Source organism: Micromonospora sp. CNZ296 (assembly GCF_007827635.1).
Genome location: NZ_VISW01000023.1, coordinates 13,128 through 40,108 on the forward strand (window position 1 = coordinate 13,128; position 26,981 = coordinate 40,108).

The window sequence follows — 26,981 nt, forward strand, 5'->3', positions numbered from 1 at the left end:
GATCACTCGGTGATGGTCGGCGGCGCGGTCAGGAACGGGCGCAGCTCCAGCCACTCGTGGATCGGCTTGCCGCCCTGCCCCGGCGCGGCCGACAGCTCGGCGGCCAGTTCGAGCGCGCGCTCGTAGCTGTCCACGTCGATCACCATCCAGCCGGCGATGAGGTCCTTCGTCTCGGCGAACGGGCCGTCGGTGACAGGCGGGCGTCCCTCGCCGTCGTAGCGGACGAACGTGCCCTCCGGGGCGAGCGCCTGGCCGTCGACGTACTCGCCGCTCTCCTGCAGCTTCGCCGCGAACTCCTGCATGTAGTGCACGTGCGCGGAGATCTCCTCCGGCGTCCACTTGTCGATCATCGGCATGTCGGACACCGGGGTCGGGCCGCCGCGGTAGTGCTTCAGGAGCAGGTACTTCATGAGTGTCTCCTCGTGGAGGGTGCGACCCATTCTGGCCGCGTTCACTCCGGAGACGAAGCCGGCGCTGCGTTCTCGACATCGGTGGCGGAGGAATCTTGGGGCGTCACATCGCGTAAGCCATCCTAGGAGGCTAGTTCTGATGGTCCGGGCCGCCTGCCCCCGTCGCGGCGGTCCGGACCCGTCAGCGGATCGCCCGGCCGTCAGCGGGCGGCGGTCCGGCGCAGGCCGGTGATCAGCACCGCGCCCGCGACCAGGTGCAACGCCACCAGCGTCAGCGTCGCCGCACCCCCCACTCCCCCGCCCAGCGGCCCGAGCAGGGACACCAGCAGCACGAGGCCCGCGACCACCGTCCAGACGGTGCGGGCACGGGCGGTGAGCCGTTCCAGCAGGGCCAGCAGCGCCCAGCCGGCCAGCCCGGCGAGCAGCGTGCTCACCACCACGGCCACCGGCGTCACCCGCTGGTCCGTAGAGCCGCTGCGCGCGATCAGCTCCACCCCCGCGACCGGTACCGCTACCACCCAGCCCAGCAGCGCGGCGGCGGTCGCCGCGGACACCGTGAGCAGGCGGTCCCGGCGGCGGTTCGGGCGGGCGGTGACTGTCGGGATCGTGGTCTCCATCGGTGACTCCTCCACATCGGGACGACTGCCGGAAACGCTAGGTCCGGCGGGCCGCCGCGCGGATCGGGCCGCGGAGCGGTTCCCGGCTCCGTCGCCCGAACGACCACCGGCCCGGATCTCCGTCTGGCGACCGATGAGAAGCGGTGGACCGGCGGCCTAGCATCCGGACATGAGGTGCGCGTCCCGGTCCCGGTTCCTGCTGCTGCTCGACGGCGGCATCGCCACCGTGAGCATCGCCGTGTGCCTGCTCGCGCTGCTGGCCTCCGACGCCGGCCCGGACACGCCCGGCGCGACCGCCGTCGCGGTCGGCCTCGCCGTGGCGCAGGCGAGCTGTCTGCTGTGGATCCGGCGCCACCCGGGGTACGCCCTCACCGTCGCCGCGCTGGCAGGCGTCGGCCTGGAGGCGCTCTGCCCGCAGCTCGGCTGGCTCGGCCTGGTCGCGGTGCCGATGGCGTACGTGGCCCGGCTGCGCCCGCCCCGGTACTCGCTCGTCGCGCTCGGGCTGCTGCTGGCACCCACGCCGTGGAAACTGGTCACCGGCGGCTGGCGGGACCTGCTGCTGGCGGTGACCGCGCTGGCCCTGAGCTGGACGCTCGGCGAGCTGCAACGAGGCCAGGCGCAACGGCGCTGCGCGTGGGAACGGCAGGTGCTGGCGGCCGAGCGGGAACGCATCTCCCGGGAACTGCACGACGTGGTGGCGCACCACGTCGCGGTCATCGCCGTTCAGGCCGCCGCCGCCGAGGACGTGTTCGACGAGCATCCGGCGCAGGCGCGTGCCGCGCTCGCCGCGATCGACACGGCAGCCCGGTCGGCGCTGACCGAACTACGGTCCATGCTGCACGCGCTCGCCGTCGACGACGGGTCCGAGCAGGGCGGGCCACAGCCGGGGCTGGCGCAGCTCGACGCGCTCGCCGACGCGGTCCGGGCGGTCGGCCTTCCGGTGACGCTGCACCGGGAGGGCGACGGCGAGGCGCTACCCGGCGGGGTACAGCTGTCGGCGTACCGGATCGTGCAGGAGTCACTGACGAACGCGCTGCGCCACGGGCACGCCACCCGCGCCGACGTGGACGTCCACTATCGCGACGGCGTACTGCGGCTGGAGGTCGTCAACGACGGCCCGGCGCCCGCCCGCCGGCCCGGTACGCCCACCGGGCGCGGCATCGTCGGCATGCGGGAGCGGGCCCGGCTGCTCGGCGGCACGCTCGACGCCGGCCCGCTGCCGGCCGGCGGGTTCCGGGTCCACGCGCGACTGCGGGTCGGGGCGGGCCGGTGACCGTGCGGGTGGTGGTCGCCGACGACCAGGAGTTGATCCGCGCCGGGCTGCGTACCGTCCTCGACGCGCGGCCCGACCTGAGCGTCGTCGGGGAGGCGGCCGACGGTGTCGAGGCGGTCGCGGTGGCGACGCGGACGAGGCCGGACGTGGTGCTGATGGACGTGCGGATGCCCCGGCGCGACGGCATCGCCGCCACCCGGGACCTGGTGGCCGCCGGCAACCCGGCCCGGGTGGTCATGCTGACCACGTTCGACCTGGACGAACACGTCTACGCCGCGCTGCGCGCCGGGGCGAGCGCGTTCCTGCTCAAGGACACCCGCCCGGCCGACCTCGCCGAGGCGGTACGCGTGGTGGCCAGGGGCGAGGCCCTACTCGCGCCCACTGTGACCCGGCGGCTGCTGGACCGGTACGCCGACCGGCTGCCCGCGCCCGCGCCCGCCGGCGACGTGCTCGCCGTGCTGACCGCCCGTGAGCGGGAGGTGCTGACGCTCACCGCGCGGGCACTGTCCAATGCGGAGATCGCCGCCCGGCTGCACCTGAGCACCGCCACCGTGAAGACCCACGTCTCGGCGATCCTCACCAAGCTGGGCCTGCGCGACCGGATCCAGGCGGTGGTGCTCGCGTACGACACCGGACTGGTCCGGCCGGAGCCGCCGGTCCGCTAGGCGCGAACCGGACACCAGACCCCAGACACGGCGAACCGGTACGGTTCGCCGTCCGGGCTGGCCCGGCATGTCCGCCGTGTCGCGGCGGCAGGGAGCACACCGGACGGCAACGAAGATTTCTCAATTACCCCCAGTGACCGCCGCAACCCTCCTAGTGTTGGCCACACCGGTGCTCGTCACGGAGTTGGCCACCCGAACGACGTCCCACGCCTACAGCGGACGAAAAGTGAGGGAAGACGCGGATGAAGGCACAGTCATTTCTCGGATCGGCGGCGTTCGGCGTGGGCCTCGGCGCACTGCTGCTCCCGGCCGCCGCGCTGGCGGACACCAGAGTCTCACCCGCCACCACCCCGGTCGGCGGCACCGTCGTGCTGACCACGACGTGCAACCCGAACGCCGGTGACGCGATCTTCCGGGTCACCGGCCCGGACCGGGACCAGAACGTCCGGTCCACCACGGCCGCCGCGGGCGGTGGCCTGAGCGCCGAACTGTTCACCGCCGGGTTCACGCTCGGCACGTACACGGTCGCCACCACGTGCGGCGACGGCAGCGACGGCGGCAGCGCCACGTTCACCGTCACCCCGATCGGCGGCGCGCAGGCCGGTGGCGGCGGACGCGACGGCGACACCGGAGTGCTGATCGCCGGCGGCGTGCTGGCCGCCGGGGCGCTCGCCGGAGGCGCGTACGCGGTCATCCGCCGGCGCCGCGCGGACGCCGCCGCCTGACCGGCTCGCCGAGCGGTCCGCCCGCGCCGGATGCTCCGGCGCGGGCGCCGCGTCCCTGTCGGACGGAGGTGGGATGCTGGCCTCGTCGCCGCACGGCGGCCGGTCGCGACTGCGCACCGCCGCCGTGGTCACCGCCGTCACGGTCGCCGCCGCCGCGGGCGCCGGCCTGGTCTCGGCCGGGCTCGGCACCACGTCGGCGGCACCACCGCAGCCCGGCGTCTCCGCCGCGCCCGCCACCGAACGACCGGGTACGGCCGGCCCGGCACTCCCCCGGTCCACGCCGGTCCGGGTCACCATCCCCCGCATCGGCGTCGACGCCGAGATCGTCCCGGTCGCCACCGACGCGGACGGCGCGCTGGAGGTGCCGCCGCTGGAACGCCCGGAGGTCACCGGCTGGTACCACCCCGGTCCCGCACCCGGCCAGGCCGGCAACGCGGTGCTCGTCGGGCACGTCGACTCGCAGCACGGCCCGGCGGTCTTCTTCGACCTCGGGCGGCTGCGCAGCGGCGACACCATTCGCGTGCTGCGCGCCGACGGCCGGACCGCGACGTTCACTGTGGACGGCGTCGGGGCGTACCCGAAGGAGCGCTTCCCCACCGCGCGCGTCTACGGCGGCGACGCGGCGGCGCGGCTGCGGTTGATCACGTGCGGCGGGCGGTTCGACCCGCGGACCGGCAGCTACCCGGACAACATCGTCGTCTTCGCCACCGCGACCCGGTGACGCTCAGTCCGCCAGGTCGGCCAGTTCCGCGCCGAGGAGTTCCGCCAGCAGCTCCACCCGGCCCGGGTCGTTGTCGGCGGTGATGTTCCGGCTGGGCATCTCGACAGTCATCAGCAGGTAGAGGTACAGCCGGTAGAGCCCCAGCCGCCGCCGCGCCCCGGCGTCGAACGGGAACGGCGCCGCCGCCCGGTAGGCGCGTACCAGCGGGTCGTCCGGCTCGTCCTCGGCGCGGCGGAACAGCAGCGGCGACACGAGGTCCATCAGCGGGTCGCCCCACAGGTACCGCTCGCCGTCGACCAGGCCGGTGAGCCGGGGCGTGCCGTCCGGCCCGTCCACTGCCAGCACGTTCCCGGCCCAGCCGTCGAAGTGCAGCAGCGCCGGGCGGCGTACCGCGTCGAGCACTTCCGCGTGCCGCGCCACCAGCTCCCGGATCCGGGCCGCGGGCGCCGGCAGCGGCACCGCCCAGTCCGCGGCGTCGGCGAGCATGTCGTCCACCATGGCCGTGTAGGCGTCCCGCCACGTCGCCCCGGAGGCCCGGCCACCGTCGTAGCCGTACCGCTCGCCGGTGACGCCGTGCAGCGCGGCGAGCGCGCGGCCGAACTCCGCGCGCAGCGGCCCGACGTCCGCGCCCGCCCGGCTCAGGTCCCAGAGGGTACGACCTGGTAGCCGCGCCATGAGCAGCCAGTCACCGAGGTCGGGGTCGGTGCCGTGGTGCAGCAGCGCAGGCGTCGGCACCCCCGGTGCGCGGTCGGCCACCAGGCGCAGGTAGTGCGCCTCCGCGCCGATCATGTCGCGCTCGTAGCGCAGCAGCGGCACGTGCGGCGCCGGACCGGCCTTGAGCACCACGTCCCGGCCGTCGGTGAGGCGTACCCACCAGACGGCGGCGAAGCCGCCACCGGTCAGCGGCCCGCAGTCGGCCACCTCGGCGCCGGATCCGAACGAGGCGGTGAGGTGGCGGCGGACCTGATCCGGGTCGAGGGCACGCTGAGTCGGGCTCACGCTCATGGTCCGGGGAGCGTAGCGCCTGCGGCTGCATCGTGGGCGCAGCGATTGCGAAGACGTGCGGTACCGGCCGGTGGCACGACCGTGTCAGGCAAGCACCCCCCGCAGGGCCTCCAGCTCGGCCTCGGTGGCGCCGGCAGCCTGGAGATAGGCGGAGACCGAGCCGTGGTGGCTGCGGATCCAGACCATGGCATGAAGCAGGTGCGCTGCGGTCACCGGGCGGGTGCCGTGTCCGATCGTCGCGCCGGCCGGTGATCCGGTGAGGTCCAGCGCGGCGTTCGAACGCAGGAAGTCCTGGGTGACCTCCGCATCGGAGGCGTTCAGGAGGGTCTGGATGACGGCGACGACGACTCCGGTGCGGTCCTTGCCGGAGGCGCAGTGGACCAGGGCAGGTAGCGCGCCGGGGGTGATGAGCTGCCGGATGATCGCGACGGTGGCACGACCCGCCTGCTCAGCCAGGTACGGGTACAGCGCCACCTGGTCGTCCGGCCAGCTCTGCTCGGTGAACACCGGAAAGTGCCGGTGCTCGACGTCGAGACCCGCACACCGGTCCGGCCGGTCGGCCACCTCTCGGTTGCTGCGGAGGTCGATGACCGTGCGTAGCCCGAGAGCCTCCAGCTCCCGGGCACCCTCGGGCGTCAGGAGATGCAGGGCGCCGGAGCGATACAGGACTCCACGGCGCAACGATCCGACGCCGCCTGCGTCGCGGAGGTTCCGAACGCCGGAACCGCCGGTGGTGGCGTCGGCCGTGGCCCCACGAGTGATCATGGAGGCGACTATACGAGGTCGGTCAGCCGACGCTGGTGGCCTCAGCCGCCTCGCCGGCGACTGCCCCTCTCCACCGTCCTCGCCATCGAACAGTGCGCCCTCTCATCCTGTCCCGTCCGGGATTCCCCGGCCTACCGGCGGCGAGGGCGGTCGTGGTGTGGGAGAGAATCGCCGGGTGGCGAGACGGAAGGCGCGCGAGGGCGCGGGTGAACGTCCGGCGGCCTGCCCGTGCGGCACCGGCCGGCCGTACGCGGACTGCTGCGCCCCGGTGCACCGGGGCGAGGCGACGGCGGCGACAGCGGAGGCGCTGATGCGGTCCCGGTTCAGCGCGTTCGCGCTCGGCGACGCGGCCTACCTGCGGCACAGCTGGCACTCCACCACCCGCCCCGAGCGGCTGGAGCTGGACCCGGGCACCCGCTGGACCCGGCTGGAGATCGTGGAGACCGGTCAGGGCGGCCTGTTCGACAGCGCCGGTACGGTGCGGTTCCGGGCGCACTACCGCGAGGGCGGCCGGGCGGGCGTCCTGGCCGAGCACAGCCGCTTCGCCCGCGAGGACGGCCGCTGGGTCTACCTGGACGCGCTGCCCGAGTGACGCCTCCCCCGGCGCCGACGCTGGCGGCCCGTGGCGGCGGGTGTTAACAAGGGGCCCTTCCTCTACCGGAGGCGTTAATAAGGGGCCCTTCCTTTCGCCTAAGCGGGGCGTGGGGCGGGCTGGGCCAGCTCGGCGATCTCGCGGGGCAGCTGGGACAGCGCGCGGTTGAACTGGGCCGGCCCGATCACCCGGTGCAGCGCCTGCAACACCGCCCGGGCGCCGCGCTCGGCGTCGGACGGTGTGGCGCCGGAGCGCTCGGCGACCCGGCGCAGGAATTCGTCGTACCCGAAGACCTCGGGGTCCTCGACGCGGGCGCGTGCCAGCAGCGGACGCAGCTCGTGCGCGACGTGCGCGGACAGGTCGTCGGCCTCGCCGCCGCTGATCCGTTCGGCGAGCGTGCGCAGTGTCGCCTCGGTCAGCGCGCGGGCCGTCTCCACCGGCACGCCGGCACGGGCGGAGACCCGCGCGTAGAACTCCGGTTCGGCCATCGTCTGTCCTCCCGTCGCAACGGCAGCGTGGCTACCCGCCGCCGGTCCGGGCAAACACCGCCGCGCCGCGGGCCGCGGCGGTACGGCTCAGGCCAGGGCCCGCGCCGCCGAGACGATCGCGCCGACGCCGATGCCGGCCCGGTCGAGCTGCTGGGCGGGGGTGCCGGAGCCGGGCAGCCCGCGTACCGCCAGGTGGTTGACCCGGGCCGGTTCGCCCAGGTCGGCGAGCGCCTCCAGCACCGCGGAGCCCAGCCCGCCCTCCGGGTAGTGGTCCTCGACCACCACCAGCCGTCCGCCGGTCTCCACGACGGTCTCGGCCAGGCGCTGCCGGTCCACCGGTTTGATCGAGTACAGGTCGATCACCCGGGCGTCGATGCCCTCGCGGGTCAGCTCGTCGGCGGCGGCGAGGCAGAGGTGCACCGTGACGCCGGTGCCGAGCAGCGCCACGTCCCCGCCGTCGCGCACCATCCGGCTGCCGCCGATCGGGAACGGCTCGGCGTCGTCGTAGAGCACCGGGTACGCGCCGCGCGTCGTCCGCAGGTAGCTGACGCCCGGCTGGTCGGGCATCTGGGCGACGAGGGCCGCGCAGGAGACCGCGTCGGCTGGGCACAGCACCGTGGAGCCGGGCACCGCCCGCAGCGCGGCGATGTCCTCCAGCCCCATCTGGGACGGGCCGTCCGGGCCGATCTCCACCCCGGCGTGCGAGCCGACGAGCGCGATGTCGGCCCGGGAGACGCCCGCCATCCGGATGAAGTCGTACGCCCGGGACCAGAACGCGGCGAACGTAGCCGCGAAGGGCCGGTAGCCGCGCACCGCCAGGCCCACCGCCGCGGCGGCGAGCTGCTGCTCGGCGATGAACATCTGGAAGAACCGGTCCGGGTACGCGGTGGCGAAGCGCTCCGCCCGGGTGGAGTCGCTGACCTCGCCGTCGAGCGCGACCACGTCGGGCCGGGCCGCGCCGAGGGCGCGCAGCGCGTCGCCGTACGCGTCCCGGGTGGCGACCTTCGCGCCGCGCTCGTACGTCGGCAGTTCCGGTTGCCGGATCTCCGGCGCGGCGGCCCGGGGCGCGGGCGGTGGCTTCGGTCCGGCGACCCGGATGCGCCGGGGGCCGCCGAGCGCCCGCACGGCGCGCTCGGCCAGCTCCGGGTCGAACGGCTTGCCGTGCCAGGACGGGTTGTTCTCCACCTCGGGCACGCCCTTGCCCTTGACCGTGCGGGCCAGCACCACTGTCGGCCCGGTGGCGTCGCGTGCCTGCCCGTACGCCTCGTCGATCGCGCCCGGGTCGTGGCCGTCGACCACGATCGCCCGGCAGCCGAACGCCTCGACGCGCCGCCGGTAGGTGTCCAGGTCCCACTCCAGTTCGGTGGGGCCGCGCTGCCCGAACCGGTTGACGTCCACGATCGTGGTGAGGTTGCGCAGCCCGTAGTGGCCGGCCTTGTCCAGCGCCTCCCACACCGAGCCCTCGGCGGTCTCGCTGTCGCCGCAGAGCACCCAGACGTGGGCGGGCGACCGGTCCAGGTACTGGGCGGCGAGCGCCACCCCGACGCCGACCGGCAGGCCCTGCCCGAGCGAGCCGGTGGCGACGTCCACCCAGGGCAGCACCGGCGTGGGGTGGCCCTGCAGGCGCGACCCGGATCGCCGGTACGTCTCCAGCAGCTCCTGCTCGCTGATCGCGCCGGTGGCCCGGAACACCGCGTACAGCAGCGGGGAGGCGTGCCCCTTGGAGAAGATCAGGTGGTCGTTGCCGGGGTTGCCCGGGTAGGACCAGTCGTAGCGCAGGTGCCGGGCGACGAGCACGGCGAGCAGGTCGGCGGCGGAGAGGCTGGACGTGGGGTGCCCGGAGCCGGCCATCGTGCTGCACCTGATCGCGTCCACCCGCAGCTGGGCGGCCAGGTCCGCCAGCCCGGTCAGGTCCTCGTCGCGCAGTGTGCGCTCTGCTTCCAACGTCACCGCGATCGTCCCCCGGGGTCGCCGAATTTCCGGACCAACGCTAGGCCGCGAACGCGACCATTGGTCCCTTTTCTAGCGATTCATGCTCGACCGGTGAGCAGCCAGAGCGCCACCAGCAGGTACGGCAGCACCGCGACCGCGAAGGCAGCCGGGTTGCCCATCGCACCGGCGAGCAGCCCGTACCCGGCGTAGAAGGCGACGATGGTCAGGTCGGTGGCCATTCCGGCGAGCGAGGTGACGGTGGCCCGCGCCGACCCGGTGATCCGGGCCTGGAGCCGCACGTCGGCGAGCACGGTGGCCAGCTGGAACGCGGCGAACGCCGCCGCCAGCAGCACGAACCCCGCCGGGTGCCGCAGCAGCGCCCCGGCCGCCGTCGCCGCGGCCGCGAACACGAGCAGACCGGCGTACCCGCTGTGGGACAGCCGCTCGCCCAGCGGCGCGAGCAGCCCGCCCACAGTCATCCCGGCCCACACCAGCAGGAGCAGCAGCGGTACGCCGACCTCGGCCATGCCGGTGTCGGCGGCCAGCAGCCCGGTGTACTCGTCCAGCCCACCCCAGATCGCTGTGACCGCCGCGACCAGCAGCACGGCGGCGCGGACGCGGCGGTCGGCCCGCACCTCGCGCAGGCCCAGGCGCAGGCTGTCCAGCCAGCCGGGCTCGTCGTCACCCCCGCTCGGGACAGGCGCGGCCGGCGGCTGGCGGTGCTCCGGGAAGCGGGCCGCGACGGCAGCCGCCAGCAGGCACGTGACCACGCTCGCCGCGCCGACAGCGAGGTAGCCGCCGAGCGCGAACACCGGCCCGGCGAGCACCCCTGATCCGACCGCGCCGAGCACCTCGGCGGTGCGGGTCCGGCCGATCAGCCGGGCGTACCGGTCGGCCGCGCCGAGGCGTTCCAACTCGGTGAAGACGAGCGCCTCCAGCGCGCCGGAGCGCAGTGCGCCGCCGGCACCCCAGAGCAGGAAGCCCACGGCGAACGCCGGATACGACGGCAGCAGCACCCAGAGCGCGAACCCGGCGGCGGCCAGCAGCGGCGCGAGGCAGAGCAGCAGGCGGCGCGACACCGCGTCGGCCCACACGCCGGAGGGCACCTCCAGCACGATGCCGGCGGCCGCCCAGAGCACGAACAGCGAGGAGATCTGCCCGACCGACAACCCGGTGTCGGCGAACAGCAGCACGTAGAGCGGGTAGAGCAGGACGAGGTCGGTGAGGAACGCGTACCCGTAGAGCGTCGCCGCCAGGCGGCGGGTCGCTGGTACGCGGGCAGGAGCGACGAGCATGGAACCTTCCCACGGGACGTGACGGACACCGGTCGGAATGCACGGCGTCCGCGGCGGCCCGCGGCCTCGTCGCTCAGGAAGGCATCAACATCGCCAGGTCATGCCGGGATCCTATCCGCCGCGAGGCGCCCGGGTGGTCCCCGGCGGGCACGAATTCGGGGCGGGACCGTGTGGTCCCGCCCCGGTTCGTCTCCGCTGTTCGGGTCAGCGGCGGAACTTCTCCACGTCGGCCTGCGGAATGACCATGGTGGCCTCGTTGTCCGCGGCCTGCTCGGCGGTCGGCTGGCGCGGCGTGGTCGGCTGGGTGCGCTCGGAGTCCGCGTACGCCGGAATGTGCTGCGTGGCCTCCGCGCCCGCCTGCGACGGCACCGGCTCGGTGGGGTCCTCACTTGCGGCGGCCGTGGTCGACGGGGTGGCCGGGTACGCCGGCACCGGCTGCGTGCGGTCCGCCTCGGCGTCGCGGCTCACCGGCTGGGTCAGCTCGGACTCCGCGTACGGGCCGGTCGCGGCGAGCCGGGCCTCGACGTCGCGCCGGCCGGCCTGGTATGCGCGGGCGTGCGTGGCGATGGTGCGCGACTCCTCCTCGGCCCGGGTCAGCCAGTTCTCCCAGCGGCTCTGCATCGGCCGGACCAGCCCGCCGCCGACGCCGACGACCAGGATGCCGCCCACGGTGGCGAGCACCGCGATCAGCACCGGGGTGGTGACCGTGGTGGCGACGCCGATCTGGTTGAGCGCGGCGATGACGCCGAGGCCCAGGATGAACACCGAGGCGAGGTTCGCCAGCACCCGGCCGTACGAGAGGCCACCGAGCGCACTGGAGATGATGTCCTTCACCGCGCGGGCGATGGCCGCGGCGACCACCACGATGACGATGGCGACGAACGCCCGGGGCAGCCAGGCGATCACGCCGGCGATCAGGTCGGAGATGGGGTTCGGGCCCCAGATGCCGAACGCGAGCTGGAGCGTGACCAGCAGCACCCCGTAGTAGGCCAGCTTCGCGACGATGTCGCTGGCGTCGTACTTCGAGCGGGCCAGCGCGGTCTTGATCCCGCCGCGCTCGACGGCCCGGTCGAAGTGGACCCGCTCCAGCACCTTGTCCACGAGCTTCAGCACGGCCTTGGCGATCAGCCAGCCGACGACCAGGATCGCGACGAACGCGACCGCCTTGGGCAGGAACAGCATCACCGAACGGAACGCGTCGCCCACCGCGTCCCCGAAGTTGTCTCTCATCGAAGGGCCTCCACGTGCGTGGTCCAGGTTTGTGCGGGTGGGGCTACCCGGATCCGCGCGCGCGGAAACGCGGTCAGCCTCCGGGGCAGCGGTAGACGACGCGGGTGCTGGCCTGCGCCGTCGTCGGTTCGACGATGTTGACGGTGGCGATGCCGGTGGTCGTACCGACCCCGGTGAACGTCCACTTGAGGGTGAGCGCGGCGGTCTGCTGCCCGCTGCCGACCCGTTCGGTGAGCACGGCGCCGGGCGGCGCGTCGGAGCGGAACCACTGGTACCGGATCGTTCCGCCGCGCCCGTTGGTGCGCACGGTGGCCACCACGTCGACAGTCACGTCGCAGGCGACACCGGCCGGCCGGGGCACCGCGACGGTGACCCCCTCGACCTCCAGCGGGCGCAGCCGCTGCCACAGGTAGAGGCCGACAGCCAGCAGCAGCACCACGGTGAGCAGCGTGGACAGCACCGAGACGACGCGACGCCAGGCCGGACGCGGCCGGATCGGCGGCGCGGTGGGCCAGGGCGGCGCGGGCGGCGGCGTCGCCGGCACGCCCGGCCCGAAGCGCAGCTCACCGCCCGGGGCCGGCACGCCACTCACCGCCCGCGCGTGGCCGGTCCGATCCGGGTACGCCCCGGCGCCGGTCACCGCCGTCCCGGTGGTGTGACCCTGATGCGGTACGCCGGCGGGCTGCCAGGAGGCGGTGGGCTGCCACGATGCGGTCGGTTCCGCGCCGGGGCGCTGGGGCGGTTCCGCGCTCGGACGCGGGTAGACGGTGGCCTGTCCAGTCGCGTCCGCCGGTGCTGGGCGCATATGGACCGTCGCCTCGCCCGCCGGATCAACCGGAGCCGACCGCAGGCTCACTGTCCGCTCCCCCGCCCTGCTGTCCGGAGCCGCCACGAAGTGAACGGTCGCCTCACCTGTGTCGTCTGCCCGGCCTGGGCGGATGTGCACGGTCGGCTCGGCATCGGGCGGTGTCGCCGTGGCCGAGGCGGCGAGGTCTGCGGTGCGGTCGTCCCCGCCGGGGATCGCCGTCAGGTGGACTGTGGGTTCGGCGGTGGGTGGCTGGGCGGCCCCCGCCCCGGGGAGGTGGACGGTGGGCTCCGACCTGCCGGTCGCCGCCGGGGTGTCGACGGCGAGCCGGACGGTCGGCTCCGCGCTCTCGATGACCAGTGCCGTCGTCGGTTCCCCACCCTCGGCAGCCGGCTCCGCCTGCATGACGGCGAGTGGCACCGTCGAGTCGGCGTCGGCTCGGGGCCGGGTGAGATGAACGGTGGGCTCGGCGGCGTCCGCGCCGCCGGTGAGCGGCAGGGCGCGGGTGGGCAGCGCCTCGGTGGGCTCGTCGGGGCGGGTCACGCCGACCGTCCCCGGGACGGGCTGCGGTGCGGGGCAGCGGGCACTGTCGTACTCCTAGCCGGGGGTGCAGTCGTGGTAGAGCGTCACGTACACCGGTGACGTCGAGGTGGTCGTGTTGCCGGCGGCGTCGGCGGCGGTGACCCGGATGGGGATGCGGGCGCTGCGCTTGGGCGTGGACAGCGGGCCGAGCGTGCCGGTGAACACGCCGCGCCCGGCGGCGGCCATCCGGATCGTGCCGGTGGCGCCGTCGACGGTGTAGCCGAAGGTGACCGTGAGCGCGGCCGGGCCGCTGCGGTCGTCGGTGACGGTGGCGGTGACGGTGCTGCTCTTGGCGCCGTAGGGGCAGCCCTTCGGGTCCAGCTCGCCCGGGTCGGCGCTCACGCCGTCCACGACCGGCGCTGTCACGTCCGGTGGCGGCGGGCTGGTGGTGCGCGACGCGCTGGGGGTGGGTGTGCCTGTTCGGGTCGGCGTCCCCGTCGGATCGGGGGTGGCCGACGGCGCGGGAGGCGGCGGTGCGGCGGACACGGTGGACGGGCCGGGTGTCGGTGACGGGCTGGGTGTCTCGGCGCCGGTCGGGTCCGGTACGGGTGCGCCGGTGGTGGCGGGGGCGGCGCTCGCCGGGCCGGTCGGGCCGGCGGCGGACGTGTCGTCGTGGGCGGCGTAGCTGTAGCCTGCGCCGCCGGCCAGGACGGCGGCGGCCAGGGCACCGGCGGCGAGGACGGTACGGGTGCGGCCCTTACGGAACCGTCCGCCCCGGCCGGTGGTGGTCGTGCCGAGTTCGGTGTGCGCGACGGCGGTGGCGCCCTCGGCCCGGTCCGGGAACGGCCACAGCGCGGCCAGCAGCAATGCCCGCCGAGCCAGCTCGCGCAGCCCGCGTTCCTCCCATTCCGGGCCGTAGCCGGTGCCGGCGACCCGTTCGAGCAGCTCCAGGAACGCCTCGGCGGACGGCGGGCGCTCGTCGGGGCGCTTGGCCATGCCGTGGCGCAGCAGTTCGTGCACCGGCGGGGGTGCCGCCTCGGCGGGGATCGGCGCGCTGGCGTGCTGGTCGCGCAGGGAGAGCAGGTCCGGTCCCTGGTACGGGGGGCGGCCGGTGAGGCACTCGAAGAACGTTGCGGTGGCGGCGTAGACGTCGCACGCGGGGCCGGCCGGGGCGCCGGTCCACTGCTCGGGGGCCATGTAGCGGGGCGTGCCGGACACTGTGGTGTCGGAGCCCTGGCCGATCGGCATGGCGATGCCGAAGTCGGCGAGCTTGCTCAGCCCGGCGCCGGTGACCAGCACGTTCTCCGGTTTGTAGTCGCGGTGCACGACACCGTGGGTGTGTGCGGCGGCCAGACCGGCGAGTGAGCCCTTGAGGACGCAGAGCGCGGCCTCGGGTGTGGTCGGGCCGTGTTCGCGCAGCATCTGGCGCAGTGAGACGCCGTCGACCAGTTCCATCACGATGGCGGCGCCGTGCGGGCTCTCCACGTACTCGTAGAGGCGGCTGACGTGCGGGTCGTCGATCTCGCCGAGGAGCCGGGCCTCGGTGCGGAACGCGGTCCGGAACGCCGAGTCCTCGCCCAGGTCGCGGATCAGGTACTTGATCGCGACGGGGGTGCCGGTCGCGTCGTGGGTGGCGAGCACGACGCTGCCCGACGCGCCGGCACCGAGCCGGCGGACCGGGGTGTATCCGGACAGTTCCCAGCCGCTCATGCGACAGACTCCACGGCGTCCCACGGGCGGATGTCGGACGCCGCCTCGCTCGTCATTCTCACCGTGGCGCAGCCGACGGCCATCGCCGCAACGGCTGTTTCCGGACGCCGGTCGGCGCCCGGTTCCCCGCGCGGCGCTGCGCCGCGCGGCAGGTGGTCGGTATCGGACACACCGTCACGATTACCAGACCCCGGCAACAGCCGTCACCTCGTCGATCATGAAGTTGACAGGGACAAAGAGGACGGATCCCGCCGTCAACTTCATGATCGACGGAGAGGGGGCACGGCGGGAGCGGGCGGGAGAGGGGGCGCGGGTCAGAAGCGGCGGGGCGCGGGGATGCCTGCGGGCGGCGGGGTGCGGAGCAGCCAGAGGGGGTTGCTCGCGCCCACTATCTCGCCGTCGCGGTCGCGGACCTGGGTGCGGACGTACGTGCCGGCGCCGACGCGCACCGGCAGGTCGTACCAGCCCTGCCGCAACTGCCGCCACGGGACCTGCCCGACCCGGACCGCCGGTGTCGGGTCCGCGACACCGGCCCGGTCGACGTCGCCGGTGACCGTCTCCAGCGTGGCCCCGGCCGGCAGGTCGGTGGCGCGCAGCCGCACCGTGACGGTGTCCTCGGCGAGCACGGCGAGCGCGCCCATCGCGCTGCGGCCACCCAGTTCCAGGTCCAGCGCGCCCCGGTAGCCGGTCAGGTCGGCGAACCACGCCTGCCCGGCGCGCAGCGCCGCGACCAGGTCGTCCCGGCCGGTCGAGGCAGCCCACACGGATGTGACGTTGCGGTCCCGGCCAGCCCGCCAGTCGGTGCCGTCGTGGTCGTCGGTGACCCCGACGGCGGTGAGCGGGATCGCGTTGCGGGCCGCCACGTCGTACGCCCAGAGGTGGTCCTCGACCGGCCGGCGTCCGATCTCGATCAGGTCGACGCCGAGCGCGTCGCGGCTGACCAGCAGGCGGGCCAGTGATTCGCGGCGTTCGGTGTCCAGCGGGTGGTTCCAGCACACCACCCCGCCGTGCGCGTGCAGGAACTCCACCATCCGTTCGGTGGCGTCGACGTCGTTGTCCCGGTACGGCGGGGACGGGAAGCGCGGCAGTGTGCCGTCGCCGCCGAACCAGTTGAGGTGCCGCACCATCGACACCTCGTACGCCCGGTGGTGGGTGACGCCGGGGTACGCGCCGTCGTAGCCGCGCAGCACCTCGGCGCGCATCTCCTCGCCCGCCTGGCCGGCGCGGCGGGCGCGGTCGAAGACGAGCCGGTCCACCAGGTACGCGCCGCGCCCACCGCCGGCCGCAGTCACGCCGAGGCGCAGCCCGCGCAGCGAGTTGTCCCCGGCGACCAGGTCGGGCCAGAGCCGCCGCACGTCGGCGAGCAGATCGAACGTGTGCCGCCGCCAGGCGCCGGGCGGGGCGGGCAGCTCGACGGTGCCGTGCCGGCCGTCCACCGTGTGCCGGACCGTGTCCACGCCGCCGAGGCGGTAGCGCAGCACGAGCTGCCCGGCGGGCCGGCCGGGTCCGGCCGGGTGATGCGACAGCGCGAGCTCCACGGTGAGCGTGGCGTCCCGCCCCGCCGCTTCGGGGCGTACGTCGAGGTGCAGTGTGGTGTCGGAGATGTTGGCGGTGTGCGTCCAGTTCCACGCCTTGCCCGCGTACCAGAGGGTGCCGGAACCGGCGGCGGTGAGGCGCAGCGCGCGGCCCGGGCCGTCGGGGGCGTCCGGCGCGTCCACGAAGTCGGCGGCCGAGGCGGTCAGCCGTCCCTCGGTGGCGGGCTGCCAGGTCCAGGCGAGGCCGCCCTCACGTTCCTCCGGGCCGTCGAAGTGGACGACCCGGCGGTGGTCGTGGGCGGCCACCCGGAAGTCGTGGTCGGTCCACCACAGCACGTCGACGCCGTTGCGGCGGGCCTGGTCGAGGTGGGCAGCGTAGCTGGCCACGCCCTCGCTGAACGAGGCGTGCAGGTGCATCGCCATGCTGACCGGCCGCCGGCCGCGCGGCGGGGGCGGCGGCCCGTCGTTCGTGGCGGCCAGCCCGATCGGCACGCCGAGCCCGGCGACCGCCAGCCCGCCCGCGGCGACGAGCACGCTGCGCCGGTCCAGCCGCCCCCGACCCGCCATGCCACTCCCCCGTCCGCCCGGGCCAGCGTACGGGCGGAACCTCAGCGCGGGGGCACCGCCACCCGGGCGGCGAGCGGGCGTCCGGCCAGCCGCCGGATCGTCAGGTACGCCTCGCAGCCGAGGCAGAGCCCGAACGCGGCGTTGAGGAAGGCGGCGGCCAGCGCCGCGCCGGTGGCGACCAGGCCGAGCGCGGGCAGCCCGGCGAACCAGCCGGCCGCGCCGACGACGCTGAAGACCAGGCCGACGACCTGGGCGAAGCGCACCGGCGCGACCGGCTCCAGCTCCGCCGGCGGGTCCAGGCGGGGCGCCACCAGGGCGCGGAACAGCAGGCCGTACGGGCCGACGCGCGGGTTCAGGGCGGTGAGCGCGAACACGACGGCCTGGGCGAGCAGGAGCAGCCCGGAGCCGGTGACGAGGACGATCGCGAGGACGACTGTGGTGAGGACGGCGGCGAAGCGCGGTCCCCGGGGGTCGAGCAGCATGGGGTGGGTCCGTTCGTGCGGGGGGCGGTCGGTCAGGCGGGACGCGCCGCCGCACAGAGGCTCGTGGCGAGCCGGCCGTGGTCCACCACCCGGCGGCGGGTCAGCCGTACGCCGGTCATCGCGCCGCCCCGGCCGTGAGCGCGGCGATCAGGTCGTCGCGGTCGGGCACGCCGGCGGCCCGGCGCACCACGCGGCCTACGGCGTCCACCACCAGCACCGTCGGGGTACGCCACACGTCCAGTTCCCGGGCCGCGTCGAGGTGTTCGTCCACGCCCACCTCCAGCACCGCGATCCCGTCGAGGCGGGTGGCGACGTCGGCGAGCACCCGGCGGGCGGCCCGGCAGGGCGCGCAGACCGGGGCGGAGAACTGCACCAGCGTGACCTCGCCGGGGCGTACCCCGAGGGCGGTGAGGGTGGCCCGGTGCGGCGCGTCGGCGGCCGATGGGCGCTTCCGGACGGCGCGCAGCCGCCCGTCGTGGCCGCGGCGCCACCAGCCGAACGCGGTGGCGGCCGCGAGCACCGCGACGAGCACGACGATCCCGGTCGGGCTGGGCGACTGCACGGGCCCAGGCTGCCACGGCGGGTCGCGGAAGGCCATGGTCCGTCCCGGTCAGCGGACGTGAGATCGCCTACTCCGGTGGTAGGAGCAACCGGCTCACCGGCCGATGAACGTCGCTTTTGTCCTCTGGCGCACCGCGCGAGCTTGGCAATATTCTCCACCACGCGCGCAGTCGTTGCAGTTCCTTTACATCGCCCGGCGCCGGCCGGGCCATCGAGGAGGCGAGATGCACTTCGACCACCCCGAGCTGGACCGCCGTACGCTGCTGCGGGCCGGCCTCGGCGCCGCCGCGGTCGCGGTCGTCGGCAGTGAGCTCGCCCTGCCGGGCACCGCGCAGGCCGCGCCGGGCGCGGACCTCGACTGGATCATCAGCTGCGACGAGTGGGCCGCCCGCCCGCCGGCCGACCCGCTGTCGGTGAGCGCGATCCCGACCAACAAGATCATCGTGCACCACATGGCGTTCCCGAACGTCACCGACTACTCCGAGGAGCACGCCAAGCAGCTCGCCCGTGACTGCCAGGACCTGCACATGGACGGCAACGGCTGGTCCGACACCGGGCAGCACTTCACCGTGAGCCGCGGCGGTCACGTCCTGGAGGGACGCCACGGCAGCCTGGACCGGCTGCGCGCCGGCGACCGGCAGATGATCGCCGCGCACTGCCCGGGCGAGAACGGGCGGGCCATCGGCATCGAGAACGAGGGCACCTACGTCACCGAGACGCCGCCGGAGGAGCTGCTCGACTCCCTCGCCCGGCTGTGCACAGCGATCTGCCGGCAGTACGGGCTGCACGCCCACGACATCTTCGGTCACTGGGACTTCCGCGCCACGCTCTGCCCGGGCGCGATGTTCTACCGGGAGTTCCCGGCGCTGCGCCGCGCGGTGTTCAAGAAGCTCGGCACGAAGCTGGGCGACGTACCGGCCCGCCGCTGGCCTGACATCTGGCGCTTCGTCGGCGGCCCGGTGGTCCGGGTCGCGCAGTACCTGCTCACGTTCCGCGGCTACACCGTGCCGGTGACGGGCGTGTTCGACGCGGCAACGGTCGCGGCCGTGCAGGACTGGCAGGCGCGCAACGGCATCCCGGTCGACGTCGACGCCACGCTCACGGCGCCGACGTGGGAGACCCTGGCCCCGGAGCTGGACCAGAAGTCGTCGGGCGTCCCGGTGGTGGCCGCGCAGTTCATGCTCGCCTCCAAGGGCTACGCCGAGGTCACCCCGACCGGCGAGTACGACCACGCCACCCGCACTGCGGTGAAGGACCTCCAGCGCCTGCACGGACTACCGCCCAACGGCAAGATCAGCACCACTACCTGGTGCGCGCTCGTGGGGGGTGTGGTGCGCCAGTCGTTCCGCAAGCACTGACGGCGCACCGGCGGGGAGAGCGGTGGGGGTGGCAACGGCGCCACCCCCACCGCGTCGTTGCGGGATGGAACGCGACGAAACGTCGGCATTGACGACTGGCGAACGACGGCTATCCCGGACGGCGGTGGTACGCCGATCATTGCCCGCAGATAGATATGAGTCATTCTCACCTCCGGGCAGAACGCCCGGGCGCGGAGGCCGAGACGCCGTCAGCCGGGCGTACCGAACGGCCCTACTCCGCGTCCCCCGGAGGATCGCCATGCCATTACCCGCCATCCGTGCCCGCCTCGCGGCGCTCACCGCCGCCGCCCTCACCGCGAGCGTCCTGACGGTCATCGCGCCGGCACCGGCGCTCGCCGCCACCACGTTCACCCCCGACGACTACTGCCTCGGCCAGTGCGCCGACATCCTGCCCCCCGGGCAGAACGGCAACGCCACACTCGCCGGCATCCTGGCTCACCAGGCGCTCGGCACCCGTCCCGCGCACTCCAGCGACCAGCTCGACGAGTACGCCAACCTGGTCTACAACTACGCCGGGCTGACCGACGAGCAGATCGCCCACTTCTACAACGACGCCTCGTTCGGCGTCCCCGACGCCCAGGTCGAGAGCAGGATCTCGCCACGCTCGGACGTCACCATCGTGCGGGACAAGGCCACCGGCGTCCCGCACGTCACCGGCACCACCCGCGCCGGCACCATGTTCGGCGCCGGGTACGCCGGCGCCCAGGACCGGCTCTGGGTGATGGACCTGCTGCGGCACGTCGGCCGCGGCAACGTCAGCTCGTTCGCCGGCGGCGCCCCCGGCAACCGGGAGCTGGAGCAGAGCGTCTGGGCCAACTCGCCCTACACCGAGGCGGACCTCCAGGCCCAGGTCGACGCGCTGCGCCTCAAGGGCACCCGGGGCCAGCAGCTCTACACCGACGTCGTCGACTACATCGCCGGCATCAACGCCTACATCGACAAGTCGATCGCCGACGACAACTACCCCGGCGAGTACGTGCTCACCGGCGCCGGGAAGCCGAAGCACTTCACCATGACCGACCTGATCGCCACCGCCGGTGTCATCGGCGGGCTGTTCGGCGGGGGCGGCGGCAGCGAGATGCAGTCCGCGCTGGTCCGGGTGGCCGCCCGGGCCAAGTACGGCCCGACCGAGGGCGACCGGGTCTGGACGGCGTTCCGCTCGCAGAACGACCCGGAGACCGTGCTGACGCTACACGACGGGCAGAGCTTCCCGTACGGCGCGACGCCGCCCGGCGCCACCAGCGCGGTGCTGCCGGACGCCGGGACGGTGGTCGCCGAGCCGCTCGCGTACGACGCCACCGGCGGAGCCGCCGCCCGCACCGGCAGCAGCGCCGCCACCAAGGACCTGGTCGGTGGCCTGTCCAACCTGCGGGCGCACGGCATGTCCAACGCGGTAGTGGTCTCCGGCCGGCACACCACCACCGGCAACCCGGTGGCCGTGTTCGGCCCGCAGACCGGCTACTTCGCGCCGCAACTGCTCATGCTCCAGGAACTCCAGGGGCCGGGCATCAGCGCACGTGGCGCGGCGTTCGCCGGGCTGAACCTCTACGTGCTGCTCGGCCGCGGCCAGGACTACGCGTGGAGCGCCACCTCCGCCTCCCAGGACCTGACCGACACGTACGCCGTGCCGCTGTGCACCACCGACGGCAGCGCGCCGACACTGCGCTCCAACCGCTACCTCTACCGCGGCCAGTGCCTCGCCATGGAGGTGCTGGAGAAGCGCAACTCCTGGTCGCCGACGCTCGCCGACTCCACCCCGGCCGGCGCGTACACGCTGCGCTCGCTGCGCACCAAGTACGGGCTGGTGGCCTACCGGGGGCTGGTGAACGGGCAGCCCACCGCGTTCACCAAGCTGCGCTCCACCTACCGGCACGAGGCCGACTCGGCGATCGGCTTCCAGGCGTACAACGACCCGGCGGCGATGGGCAGCGCGGCGGCGTTCCAGGCGTCCGCGGCCAGCGTCGGGTACGCGTTCAACTGGTTCTACGTCAACTCGACCGAGGCGGCGTACTACAACTCCGGCTCCAACCCGGTCCGCCCGTCCGGGCTCGACCCGAACCTGCCCGCGAAGGCGGAGCCGGCGTACGAGTGGGCCGGCTGGAACCCGGACACCAACGACGCCACGTACGCCCCGGCGTCGGCCCACCCGCAGTCGGTCAACCAGGACTACTACGTCAGCTGGAACAACAAGCAGGCGCGTGACTTCGGCGCGGCCGACGGCAACTTCAGCTACGGCGCGGTGCACCGGGGTCAGCTGCTCGACGGTCCGGTGCGCGCGGCGATCGCCCAGCGCAAGGTCGGCCGCGCCGACATCGTGCGGATCACCGCCGAGGCGGCGGTGACCGACCTGCGCGGCCAGCAGGTCCTCGGCGAACTGCTGCGGGTGCTCGACAGCACGCCGGTTACCGACCCGGCGCTGGCCGCCGCGGTGACCAAGCTGCGGGCCTGGCAGCAGGCCGGTTCGCGGCGGGTGGAGACGTCACCCGGCTCGAAGGTCTACCAGCACGCCGAGGCCATCCGGATCTTCGACGCCTGGTGGCCGCTGCTCGCCTCGGCGCAGTTCCGTCCCGGCCTCGGCCCCGACCTGTACGGCGCGCTCGTCGGCGCCCTCCAGGTCAACGAGGCGCCCTCGGGCGGCCAGAACGGCGCCCGCGACGGCACCGTGCACTGGGCGGCGCAGGGCCAGGCCCACAAGGGCTCGGCGTTCCAGTACGGCTGGTGGGGTTACGTCGACAAGGACCTGCGGGCCGTGCTCGGCGACCCGGTGGCCGGCGGGCTCGGGCGCACGTACTGCGGCAACGGCAACCTGGGCGCGTGCCGGCAGTCGCTGCTCGACACGCTCGGTCAGGCCGCGGCGGCGCCGGCGACCACCGTCTACCCGGGCGACTCGTCCTGCGGGGCGGGCGACCAGTGGTGCGCGGACTCGATCGCCCAGTCCGGGCTCGGCGGCATCACCCACCCGCTGATCGCCTGGCAGAACCGGCCCACGTACCAGCAGGTCGTCTCGTTCCCGGCGCGCCGGGGCGACGCGGTGACCAACCTGGCGCAGGGCCGTACCGCCACCGCGTCCAGCACGCAGTTCCTGACCAGCAACACCCCGGCGAAGGCGGTGGACGGCAGTCTCGGCACCCGGTGGGCCAGCAGCTACAACGACAACCAGTGGCTGCGGGTGGATCTCGGATCGGCCCGGACGATCAGCCGGGCGGTGCTGCGGTGGGAGGCCGCGTACGCCACCGGCTACCGGATCGAGGTCTCCGGTGACGGCAACTCCTGGCAGCCGGTGTTCAGCACCACCGCCGGCAACGGCGGCGTCGACAACGTGACGTTCGCCCCGGTCAGCGCACGCTACGTGCGGATGTACGGCGTCACGCGGGCCACCTCGTACGGCTTCTCGCTCTACGAGTTCGAGGTCTACGGACGGTGACCGCACGCGACCGGCCGGCGGGGACTCCCGCCGGCCGGTCGTCGTGTCCAGGCAGGTCAACGCCGTCGATTCGAACATGTGTGCGAAGATGGCGGGGTGTCGAGCGAGGCCACCATCCTGCACGCCGACCTGGACGCGTTCTACGCCTCGGTCGAGCAGCGCGACGACCCCCGGCTGCGCGGCCGGCCGGTGATCGTCGGCGGCGGCGTGGTGCTCGCGTGCAGCTACGAGGCCAAGGCCCGGGGCGTGCGCAGCGCGATGGGCGGCCGGCAGGCGCGGCGGCTCTGCCCGGACGCGATCGTGGTGCCGCCCCGGATGGCCGCGTACACGGCCGCCAGCCGGGCGGTATTCGAGATCTTCCGGCACACCACCCCGCTCGTCGAAGGGCTCAGCATCGACGAGGCGTTCCTCGACGTGGGTGGGCTGCGGCGGCTTGCCGGAGCGCCGGCCGCCGTCGCGGCCACGCTGCGGGAACGGGTACGCCGCGAGGTCGGCCTGCCGATCACCGTCGGCGTGGCCCGGACGAAGTTCCTGGCGAAGGTGGCCAGCGGCGTGGCGAAGCCGGACGGGCTGCTGGTGATCGAGCCGGACCGGGAACTGGCGTTCCTGCACCCGCTGCCTGTCGAACGGCTGTGGGGCGTCGGCCCGGTCACCGCCGCGCGGCTGCGCGACCGCGGCATCCGTACCGTCGGGCAGGTGGCCCGGCTGGACGAGCCGGCGCTGGTGTCGCTGCTCGGCGCGGGCGCCGGGCGGCACCTGCACGCCCTGGCGCACAACCGCGACCCCCGGGCGGTGCAGGTGGGCCGCCGCCGCTCCTCGATGGGCGCGCAGCACGCGCTGGGACGCGGCCCGCACTCCCCCGCCGACCTGGACGCGGTGCTGGCCGGGCTGGTCGACCGGGTCACCGGCCGGATGCGCGCGGCCCGGCGCACCGGCCGCACGGTGACGCTGCGGCTGCGCTTCGCCGACTACACACGGGCCACCCGGTCGCACACCATCGACGAGCCGACCGCGCAGACCGGGCCGCTGCGGGCCGCCGCCCGTGACCTGCTGCGCGCCGCGCTGCCGCAGATCGCGGAACGGGGCGTCACGCTTCTCGGCGTGTCGGTGGGCAACCTGGGCAGCGGGCACACCCAGCTCACCCTGCCGTTCACCGCCGAACCCGGTCCGGCGCTGGACGCCGCCGTCGACGCGGTGCGGGACCGCTTCGGCTCGCGGGCGCTGACCCGCGGCGTGCTGCTCGGCCGCGACCCGGGCGTCGAGATGCCCCGGCTGCCGGACTGACCGCCCGGCCTCCTCCCGGAGTAGGAGACGGGCTCCGACCCGTGGCCGCGGGTGCGGCCTCCGGGCGGGCGCGACCGGCCCGGCCCGTCACGAGCATCTCCAGGCATGACTACCCTGCGGAACCGGGCGGCCGGATGGCACCGCCCCCTGATGCTCCTCGTGTCCGCGATGGCGGTGCTCACCGTCGTCGCCGCGGTCGGCGTCGTGGCCGACCCGCGCGTGCTCACCGGCGCGCCCATCTGGCTCAAGCCGCTGAAGTTCGCGATCTCGTTCGTGCTCTACGGCGTCACGCTCGCCTGGATGCTGTCCCTGCTGCCCCGCCGCAGCCGGGCGGCCGAGCGGGCCGCCACCGTGATCGTGGCCATGTCCGTGCTGGAGATGGTCGTCATCGTGGGTCAGGTGCTCCGGGGCACCACCAGTCACTTCAACGGGACCACGACGCTGAACGCGGTGCTGTTCGACGTCATGGGCGTGGCGATCACCGTGTTGTTCGCGGCCCAGTTCGTGCTGGCGGTCGTGCTGGCCCGCCGGTCCCTTCCGGACCGGGCCGGTGGGTACGCGGTCCGGCTCGGTCTCGCCGTGTCCCTGCTCGGCATGCTCGTCGCGTTCCCGATGGTGGTGCAGCGCCCGGCCGGCGCGGCCGCCGGGATCAGCGGCGCGCACAGCGTCGGTGTGCCCGACGGCGGCCCGGGGCTGCCGCTGCTCGGATGGAGCACCACCGGCGGTGACCTGCGCGTCGGGCACTTCGTCGGGATGCACGCGTTGCAGGCGCTGCCGCTGCTGGCGATCCTGCTCGACCGGTTCCTCGGCGCGCGGCTGGACGAGCTGACCCGGGCCCGGCTGGTGCTCGTCGGCGGCGCCGCGTACGCCGGGCTCACCCTGCTGGTGACCGGGCAGGCGTTGCGCGGGCAGCCGCTGGTGGCCCCGGACGCGCTCACGCTCGCCGCGGCGGGGGTGCTGGTGGCGGCCACGGCGACGGCCACCACGCTGGTGCTGGCCCGCCGCAGCCCGCGTACCGGTGTGGTGCTGGTCGGATGAGCACCACGGTCTCCGGCCCGCTCGGCCCGGCGGTCCACCTCGGACCGCCGGGCGGGTGGCGGCGGCCGGTGAACGCGGTGGCCTCCGGCCGCACCGGTTGCCTAGGCTGACGCCGTGGCCTGGGTCGGTCGGCTGTTCGACGCGCGCGACACGCTCGCGCGGATTCTGCTGCTGGACCTCAGCGGCATCGGCTACCTGGTCTTCGGCGCGCACGGCGGCCCGGCCGCCACCGGTACGCAGTGGGCGCTGGCGGTCCCGGCGTTCGTGCTGGCGCTGCTGTGCCACCGCCGTCCGCTGCTGAACCTGCTGATCCAGGCGGTCCTGCTGGTCGCCGCGCTCGTCCTGGTCGACGACGTGATGATCAACCAGGTCGGTGCGAGCTGGGCGCTGCTGGAGCTGACGATGCGGGCCACCCGGCCCCGCACCGTCTGGCTGGGCGCCGGGCTGCTCGCCGTCGTCGACCTGACCAGCCTGATCGGCGAACCGGTCCGCGCGGCGCTCACCGGCCTGTTCGGGCTGGCCGTCACCGTCGGCCTGCCGCTGCTGCTCGGGCTGGTCGTGCGGACCACCCGGGAACTCGGGCGGCAGGCCGAGGAGCGGGCCGAGGCGGAACGGCGACGGCGCGAGTCGGAGAGCCGGGCGGCCCGTGCCGACGAGCGCGGCGCCATCGCCCGGGAACTGCACGACGTGCTCGCGCACCACGTCGCGTCGATGGTGCTACGGGTCGGCGTGGCCCGGCACGTGCTGCCGGACCTGGACCCCCGGGTCGGCGAGGTGTTCGACGACGTGCACGCCACCGGCACGGCCGCCCTGACCGACCTGCGGCGGCTGGTGGCGGTGCTGCGCGACCCGGACGGCCTCCGCGGCGACGCCGCCCTGACCGCGATCGAGCCGACGGCGCTGCCGGCCGCGCTCGGCGCGGCGGTCGACCGGGCCCGGCAGGCAGGCGTCGTGGTGGAGGCCGACATCGACCCCGCGGTCGGCACGCTCGACGCGGTACGCGGCCAGGCGGTGCTGCGACTGACCCAGGAGGCGTTGACGAACGTGGCGAAACACGCCGGCGCGGCGGCCCGCGCACACCTGACCGTGTCGGTCGAGGACGGCGCGGTGCACTGGACGGTGACCGACGACGGGCGGGGCGCCGCGCCGGCCGGGGTGCCCACCGGCGGCGGCCACGGCATCGTCGGGATGCGGGAGCGGGTCGAGGTGCTCGGCGGGCGGCTGGAGGCCGGGCCCACCGGGTCCGGCTGGCGGGTCCGGACCGTGCTGCCCCCGGCCGAGTCCGCCCACCGGGCGCCCCGGCCCCGGGCGGGCACGCCGGAGCCGGCGTGATCCGGGTGCTGCTGGTCGACGACCAGCACCTCATCCGGGCCGGCCTGCGGATGCTCTGCGACGCTCAGCCCGACCTCGAGGTCGTCGGCGAGGCCGACAACGGCCGGGACGCGGTCGCCCTCGCCGCGCGGCTGCGACCCGACGTGGTGGTGATGGACCTGCGGATGCCCGGCGTCGACGGGATCACCGCGACCAGCCGGATCCTCGCCGACCGGCCCGCCACCCGGATCATGGTGCTCACCACGTTCGGCGACGACGACCACCTCTACCCCGCGCTCACCGCCGGTGCCTGCGGGTTCCTGCTCAAGGACGCGCCCCCGGCCGACCTGCTCGACGGCGTCCGCCGCGCCGCCGCCGGGGACAGCCCGTTCAGCCCGGACGTCCTGCGCCGGCTGGTCGAACGCGCGGTGCACGCCCGCGCCGGCGCGCCCCGGCGGACGGCCGACCTGACCGCGCGCGAGCAGGACGTGCTGGACCTGGTCGCCGACGGGCTGTCGAACACCGAGATCGCCGACCGGCTGCACATCGGGGTGACCACGGTGAAGACGCACATCACCAGCCTGATGACCAAGACCGGCAGCGCCAACCGGGTACGCCTGGCACTGTGGGCGCGCGGCGGCTGAC

Annotated in this window: 24 protein-coding genes; 11 read left to right on the forward strand and 13 right to left on the reverse strand. The window is 74.6% G+C overall.

The genetic code is table 11. The features are described 5' to 3' along the window. Nucleotides 1–2: 2 nt before the first annotated feature. Together FB455_RS28865 and FB455_RS28870 are read right to left on the reverse strand one after the other, a co-directional pair. Complete coding sequence (locus tag FB455_RS28865; RefSeq protein ID WP_047893363.1) at nt 3–440, reverse strand: YciI family protein; 438 nt, start codon at nt 438–440, stop codon at nt 3–5. A gap of 170 nt (nt 441–610) precedes the next feature. Then, the gene (locus FB455_RS28870) at nt 611–1,027 is read right to left on the reverse strand and encodes a DUF6069 family protein (RefSeq protein ID WP_145755394.1); all 417 of its coding nucleotides are present in this window, start codon (nt 1,025–1,027) and stop codon (nt 611–613) included. Between the two features lie 169 nt (nt 1,028–1,196). Between FB455_RS28870 and FB455_RS28875 the strand changes: the two genes are divergently transcribed. The 4 genes from FB455_RS28875 to FB455_RS28890 all read left to right on the forward strand — a co-directional run bounded on the left by FB455_RS28875 (nt 1,197) and on the right by FB455_RS28890 (nt 4,411). Continuing rightward, nucleotides 1,197–2,300 (forward strand): histidine kinase, encoded by a 1,104-nt coding sequence (locus FB455_RS28875; RefSeq protein ID WP_145755395.1) that lies wholly within the window; start codon nt 1,197–1,199, stop codon nt 2,298–2,300. Next, the gene (locus FB455_RS28880) at nt 2,297–2,965 is read left to right on the forward strand and encodes a response regulator (RefSeq protein WP_013286443.1); all 669 of its coding nucleotides are present in this window, start codon (nt 2,297–2,299) and stop codon (nt 2,963–2,965) included. Before FB455_RS28875 ends, FB455_RS28880 begins: the two co-directional genes overlap by 4 nt. Before the next feature lie 242 nt (nt 2,966–3,207). Beyond that, nucleotides 3,208–3,690 carry a hypothetical protein gene (locus FB455_RS28885; protein WP_013286444.1) on the forward strand — a complete coding sequence of 161 codons (483 nt, stop codon included), beginning with the start codon at nt 3,208–3,210 and terminating at the stop codon, nt 3,688–3,690. A gap of 73 nt (nt 3,691–3,763) precedes the next feature. Next, nucleotides 3,764–4,411 carry a class F sortase gene (locus tag FB455_RS28890; RefSeq protein ID WP_047893376.1) on the forward strand — a complete coding sequence of 216 codons (648 nt, stop codon included), beginning with the start codon at nt 3,764–3,766 and terminating at the stop codon, nt 4,409–4,411. A gap of 3 nt (nt 4,412–4,414) precedes the next feature. On the opposite strand, the gene FB455_RS28895 is transcribed toward FB455_RS28890, so the two are convergent. Next, a complete protein-coding gene (locus FB455_RS28895) occupies nt 4,415–5,416 on the reverse strand; it encodes an aminoglycoside phosphotransferase family protein (RefSeq protein WP_145755396.1) in 1,002 nt (333 codons plus the stop codon). Between the two features lie 84 nt (nt 5,417–5,500). Then, complete coding sequence (locus FB455_RS28900; RefSeq protein ID WP_145755397.1) at nt 5,501–6,181, reverse strand: tyrosine-protein phosphatase; 681 nt, start codon at nt 6,179–6,181, stop codon at nt 5,501–5,503. Nucleotides 6,182–6,356: 175 nt separating this feature from the next. On the opposite strand from FB455_RS28900, the gene FB455_RS28905 reads away from it, so the two are divergent. Beyond that, nucleotides 6,357–6,773: a YchJ family protein gene (locus FB455_RS28905; protein WP_145755398.1), complete on the forward strand. Its 417-nt coding sequence runs from the start codon at nt 6,357–6,359 to the stop codon at nt 6,771–6,773. A gap of 98 nt (nt 6,774–6,871) precedes the next feature. Here FB455_RS28905 and FB455_RS28910 read toward each other — a convergent pair whose 3' ends face one another. The 9 genes from FB455_RS28910 to FB455_RS28950 all read right to left on the reverse strand — a co-directional run bounded on the left by FB455_RS28910 (nt 6,872) and on the right by FB455_RS28950 (nt 17,901). Beyond that, a complete protein-coding gene (locus FB455_RS28910; protein ID WP_030273179.1) occupies nt 6,872–7,261 on the reverse strand; it encodes a DUF2267 domain-containing protein in 390 nt (129 codons plus the stop codon). A gap of 87 nt (nt 7,262–7,348) precedes the next feature. Then, nucleotides 7,349–9,211 carry a transketolase gene (locus tag FB455_RS28915; protein WP_145755399.1) on the reverse strand — a complete coding sequence of 621 codons (1,863 nt, stop codon included), beginning with the start codon at nt 9,209–9,211 and terminating at the stop codon, nt 7,349–7,351. Between the two features lie 80 nt (nt 9,212–9,291). After that, nucleotides 9,292–10,488: an MFS transporter gene (locus tag FB455_RS28920; RefSeq protein ID WP_013476701.1), complete on the reverse strand. Its 1,197-nt coding sequence runs from the start codon at nt 10,486–10,488 to the stop codon at nt 9,292–9,294. Between the two features lie 204 nt (nt 10,489–10,692). Next, a complete protein-coding gene (locus FB455_RS28925) occupies nt 10,693–11,718 on the reverse strand; it encodes a mechanosensitive ion channel family protein (RefSeq protein ID WP_030273185.1) in 1,026 nt (341 codons plus the stop codon). Nucleotides 11,719–11,791: 73 nt separating this feature from the next. After that, nucleotides 11,792–13,066 (reverse strand): hypothetical protein, encoded by a 1,275-nt coding sequence (locus FB455_RS28930; protein ID WP_145755400.1) that lies wholly within the window; start codon nt 13,064–13,066, stop codon nt 11,792–11,794. Between the two features lie 54 nt (nt 13,067–13,120). Further along, on the reverse strand, nt 13,121–14,755 hold the full coding sequence (locus tag FB455_RS28935) for a serine/threonine-protein kinase (protein WP_145755401.1): 1,635 nt from the start codon (nt 14,753–14,755) through the stop codon (nt 13,121–13,123). A gap of 314 nt (nt 14,756–15,069) precedes the next feature. Further along, nucleotides 15,070–16,857 carry a CehA/McbA family metallohydrolase domain-containing protein gene (locus FB455_RS28940; RefSeq protein ID WP_013286455.1) on the reverse strand — a complete coding sequence of 596 codons (1,788 nt, stop codon included), beginning with the start codon at nt 16,855–16,857 and terminating at the stop codon, nt 15,070–15,072. A gap of 41 nt (nt 16,858–16,898) precedes the next feature. Continuing rightward, nucleotides 16,899–17,339: a DUF4395 domain-containing protein gene (locus FB455_RS28945; RefSeq protein ID WP_013286456.1), complete on the reverse strand. Its 441-nt coding sequence runs from the start codon at nt 17,337–17,339 to the stop codon at nt 16,899–16,901. Nucleotides 17,340–17,454: 115 nt separating this feature from the next. Then, nucleotides 17,455–17,901: a TlpA family protein disulfide reductase gene (locus FB455_RS28950; protein WP_486481607.1), complete on the reverse strand. Its 447-nt coding sequence runs from the start codon at nt 17,899–17,901 to the stop codon at nt 17,455–17,457. A 223-nt stretch (nt 17,902–18,124) separates the two neighbouring features. Between FB455_RS28950 and FB455_RS28955 the strand changes: the two genes are divergently transcribed. The 6 genes from FB455_RS28955 to FB455_RS28980 all read left to right on the forward strand — a co-directional run bounded on the left by FB455_RS28955 (nt 18,125) and on the right by FB455_RS28980 (nt 26,980). Then, on the forward strand, nt 18,125–19,258 hold the full coding sequence (locus FB455_RS28955; RefSeq protein ID WP_114920462.1) for a peptidoglycan recognition protein family protein: 1,134 nt from the start codon (nt 18,125–18,127) through the stop codon (nt 19,256–19,258). A 259-nt stretch (nt 19,259–19,517) separates the two neighbouring features. Further along, nucleotides 19,518–22,703 carry a penicillin acylase family protein gene (locus FB455_RS28960; RefSeq protein ID WP_145755403.1) on the forward strand — a complete coding sequence of 1,062 codons (3,186 nt, stop codon included), beginning with the start codon at nt 19,518–19,520 and terminating at the stop codon, nt 22,701–22,703. A 96-nt stretch (nt 22,704–22,799) separates the two neighbouring features. Then, complete coding sequence (gene dinB / locus FB455_RS28965; protein WP_145755404.1) at nt 22,800–23,987, forward strand: DNA polymerase IV; 1,188 nt, start codon at nt 22,800–22,802, stop codon at nt 23,985–23,987. A gap of 105 nt (nt 23,988–24,092) precedes the next feature. Continuing rightward, on the forward strand, nt 24,093–25,025 hold the full coding sequence (locus FB455_RS28970) for a hypothetical protein (RefSeq protein ID WP_091327578.1): 933 nt from the start codon (nt 24,093–24,095) through the stop codon (nt 25,023–25,025). Between the two features lie 114 nt (nt 25,026–25,139). Then, nucleotides 25,140–26,357: a sensor histidine kinase gene (locus FB455_RS28975; protein ID WP_013286462.1), complete on the forward strand. Its 1,218-nt coding sequence runs from the start codon at nt 25,140–25,142 to the stop codon at nt 26,355–26,357. Then, nucleotides 26,354–26,980 carry a response regulator gene (locus FB455_RS28980; RefSeq protein WP_013286463.1) on the forward strand — a complete coding sequence of 209 codons (627 nt, stop codon included), beginning with the start codon at nt 26,354–26,356 and terminating at the stop codon, nt 26,978–26,980. The genes FB455_RS28975 and FB455_RS28980 overlap by 4 nt, the downstream gene beginning before the upstream one ends. Nucleotide 26,981: the final 1 nt, after the last annotated feature.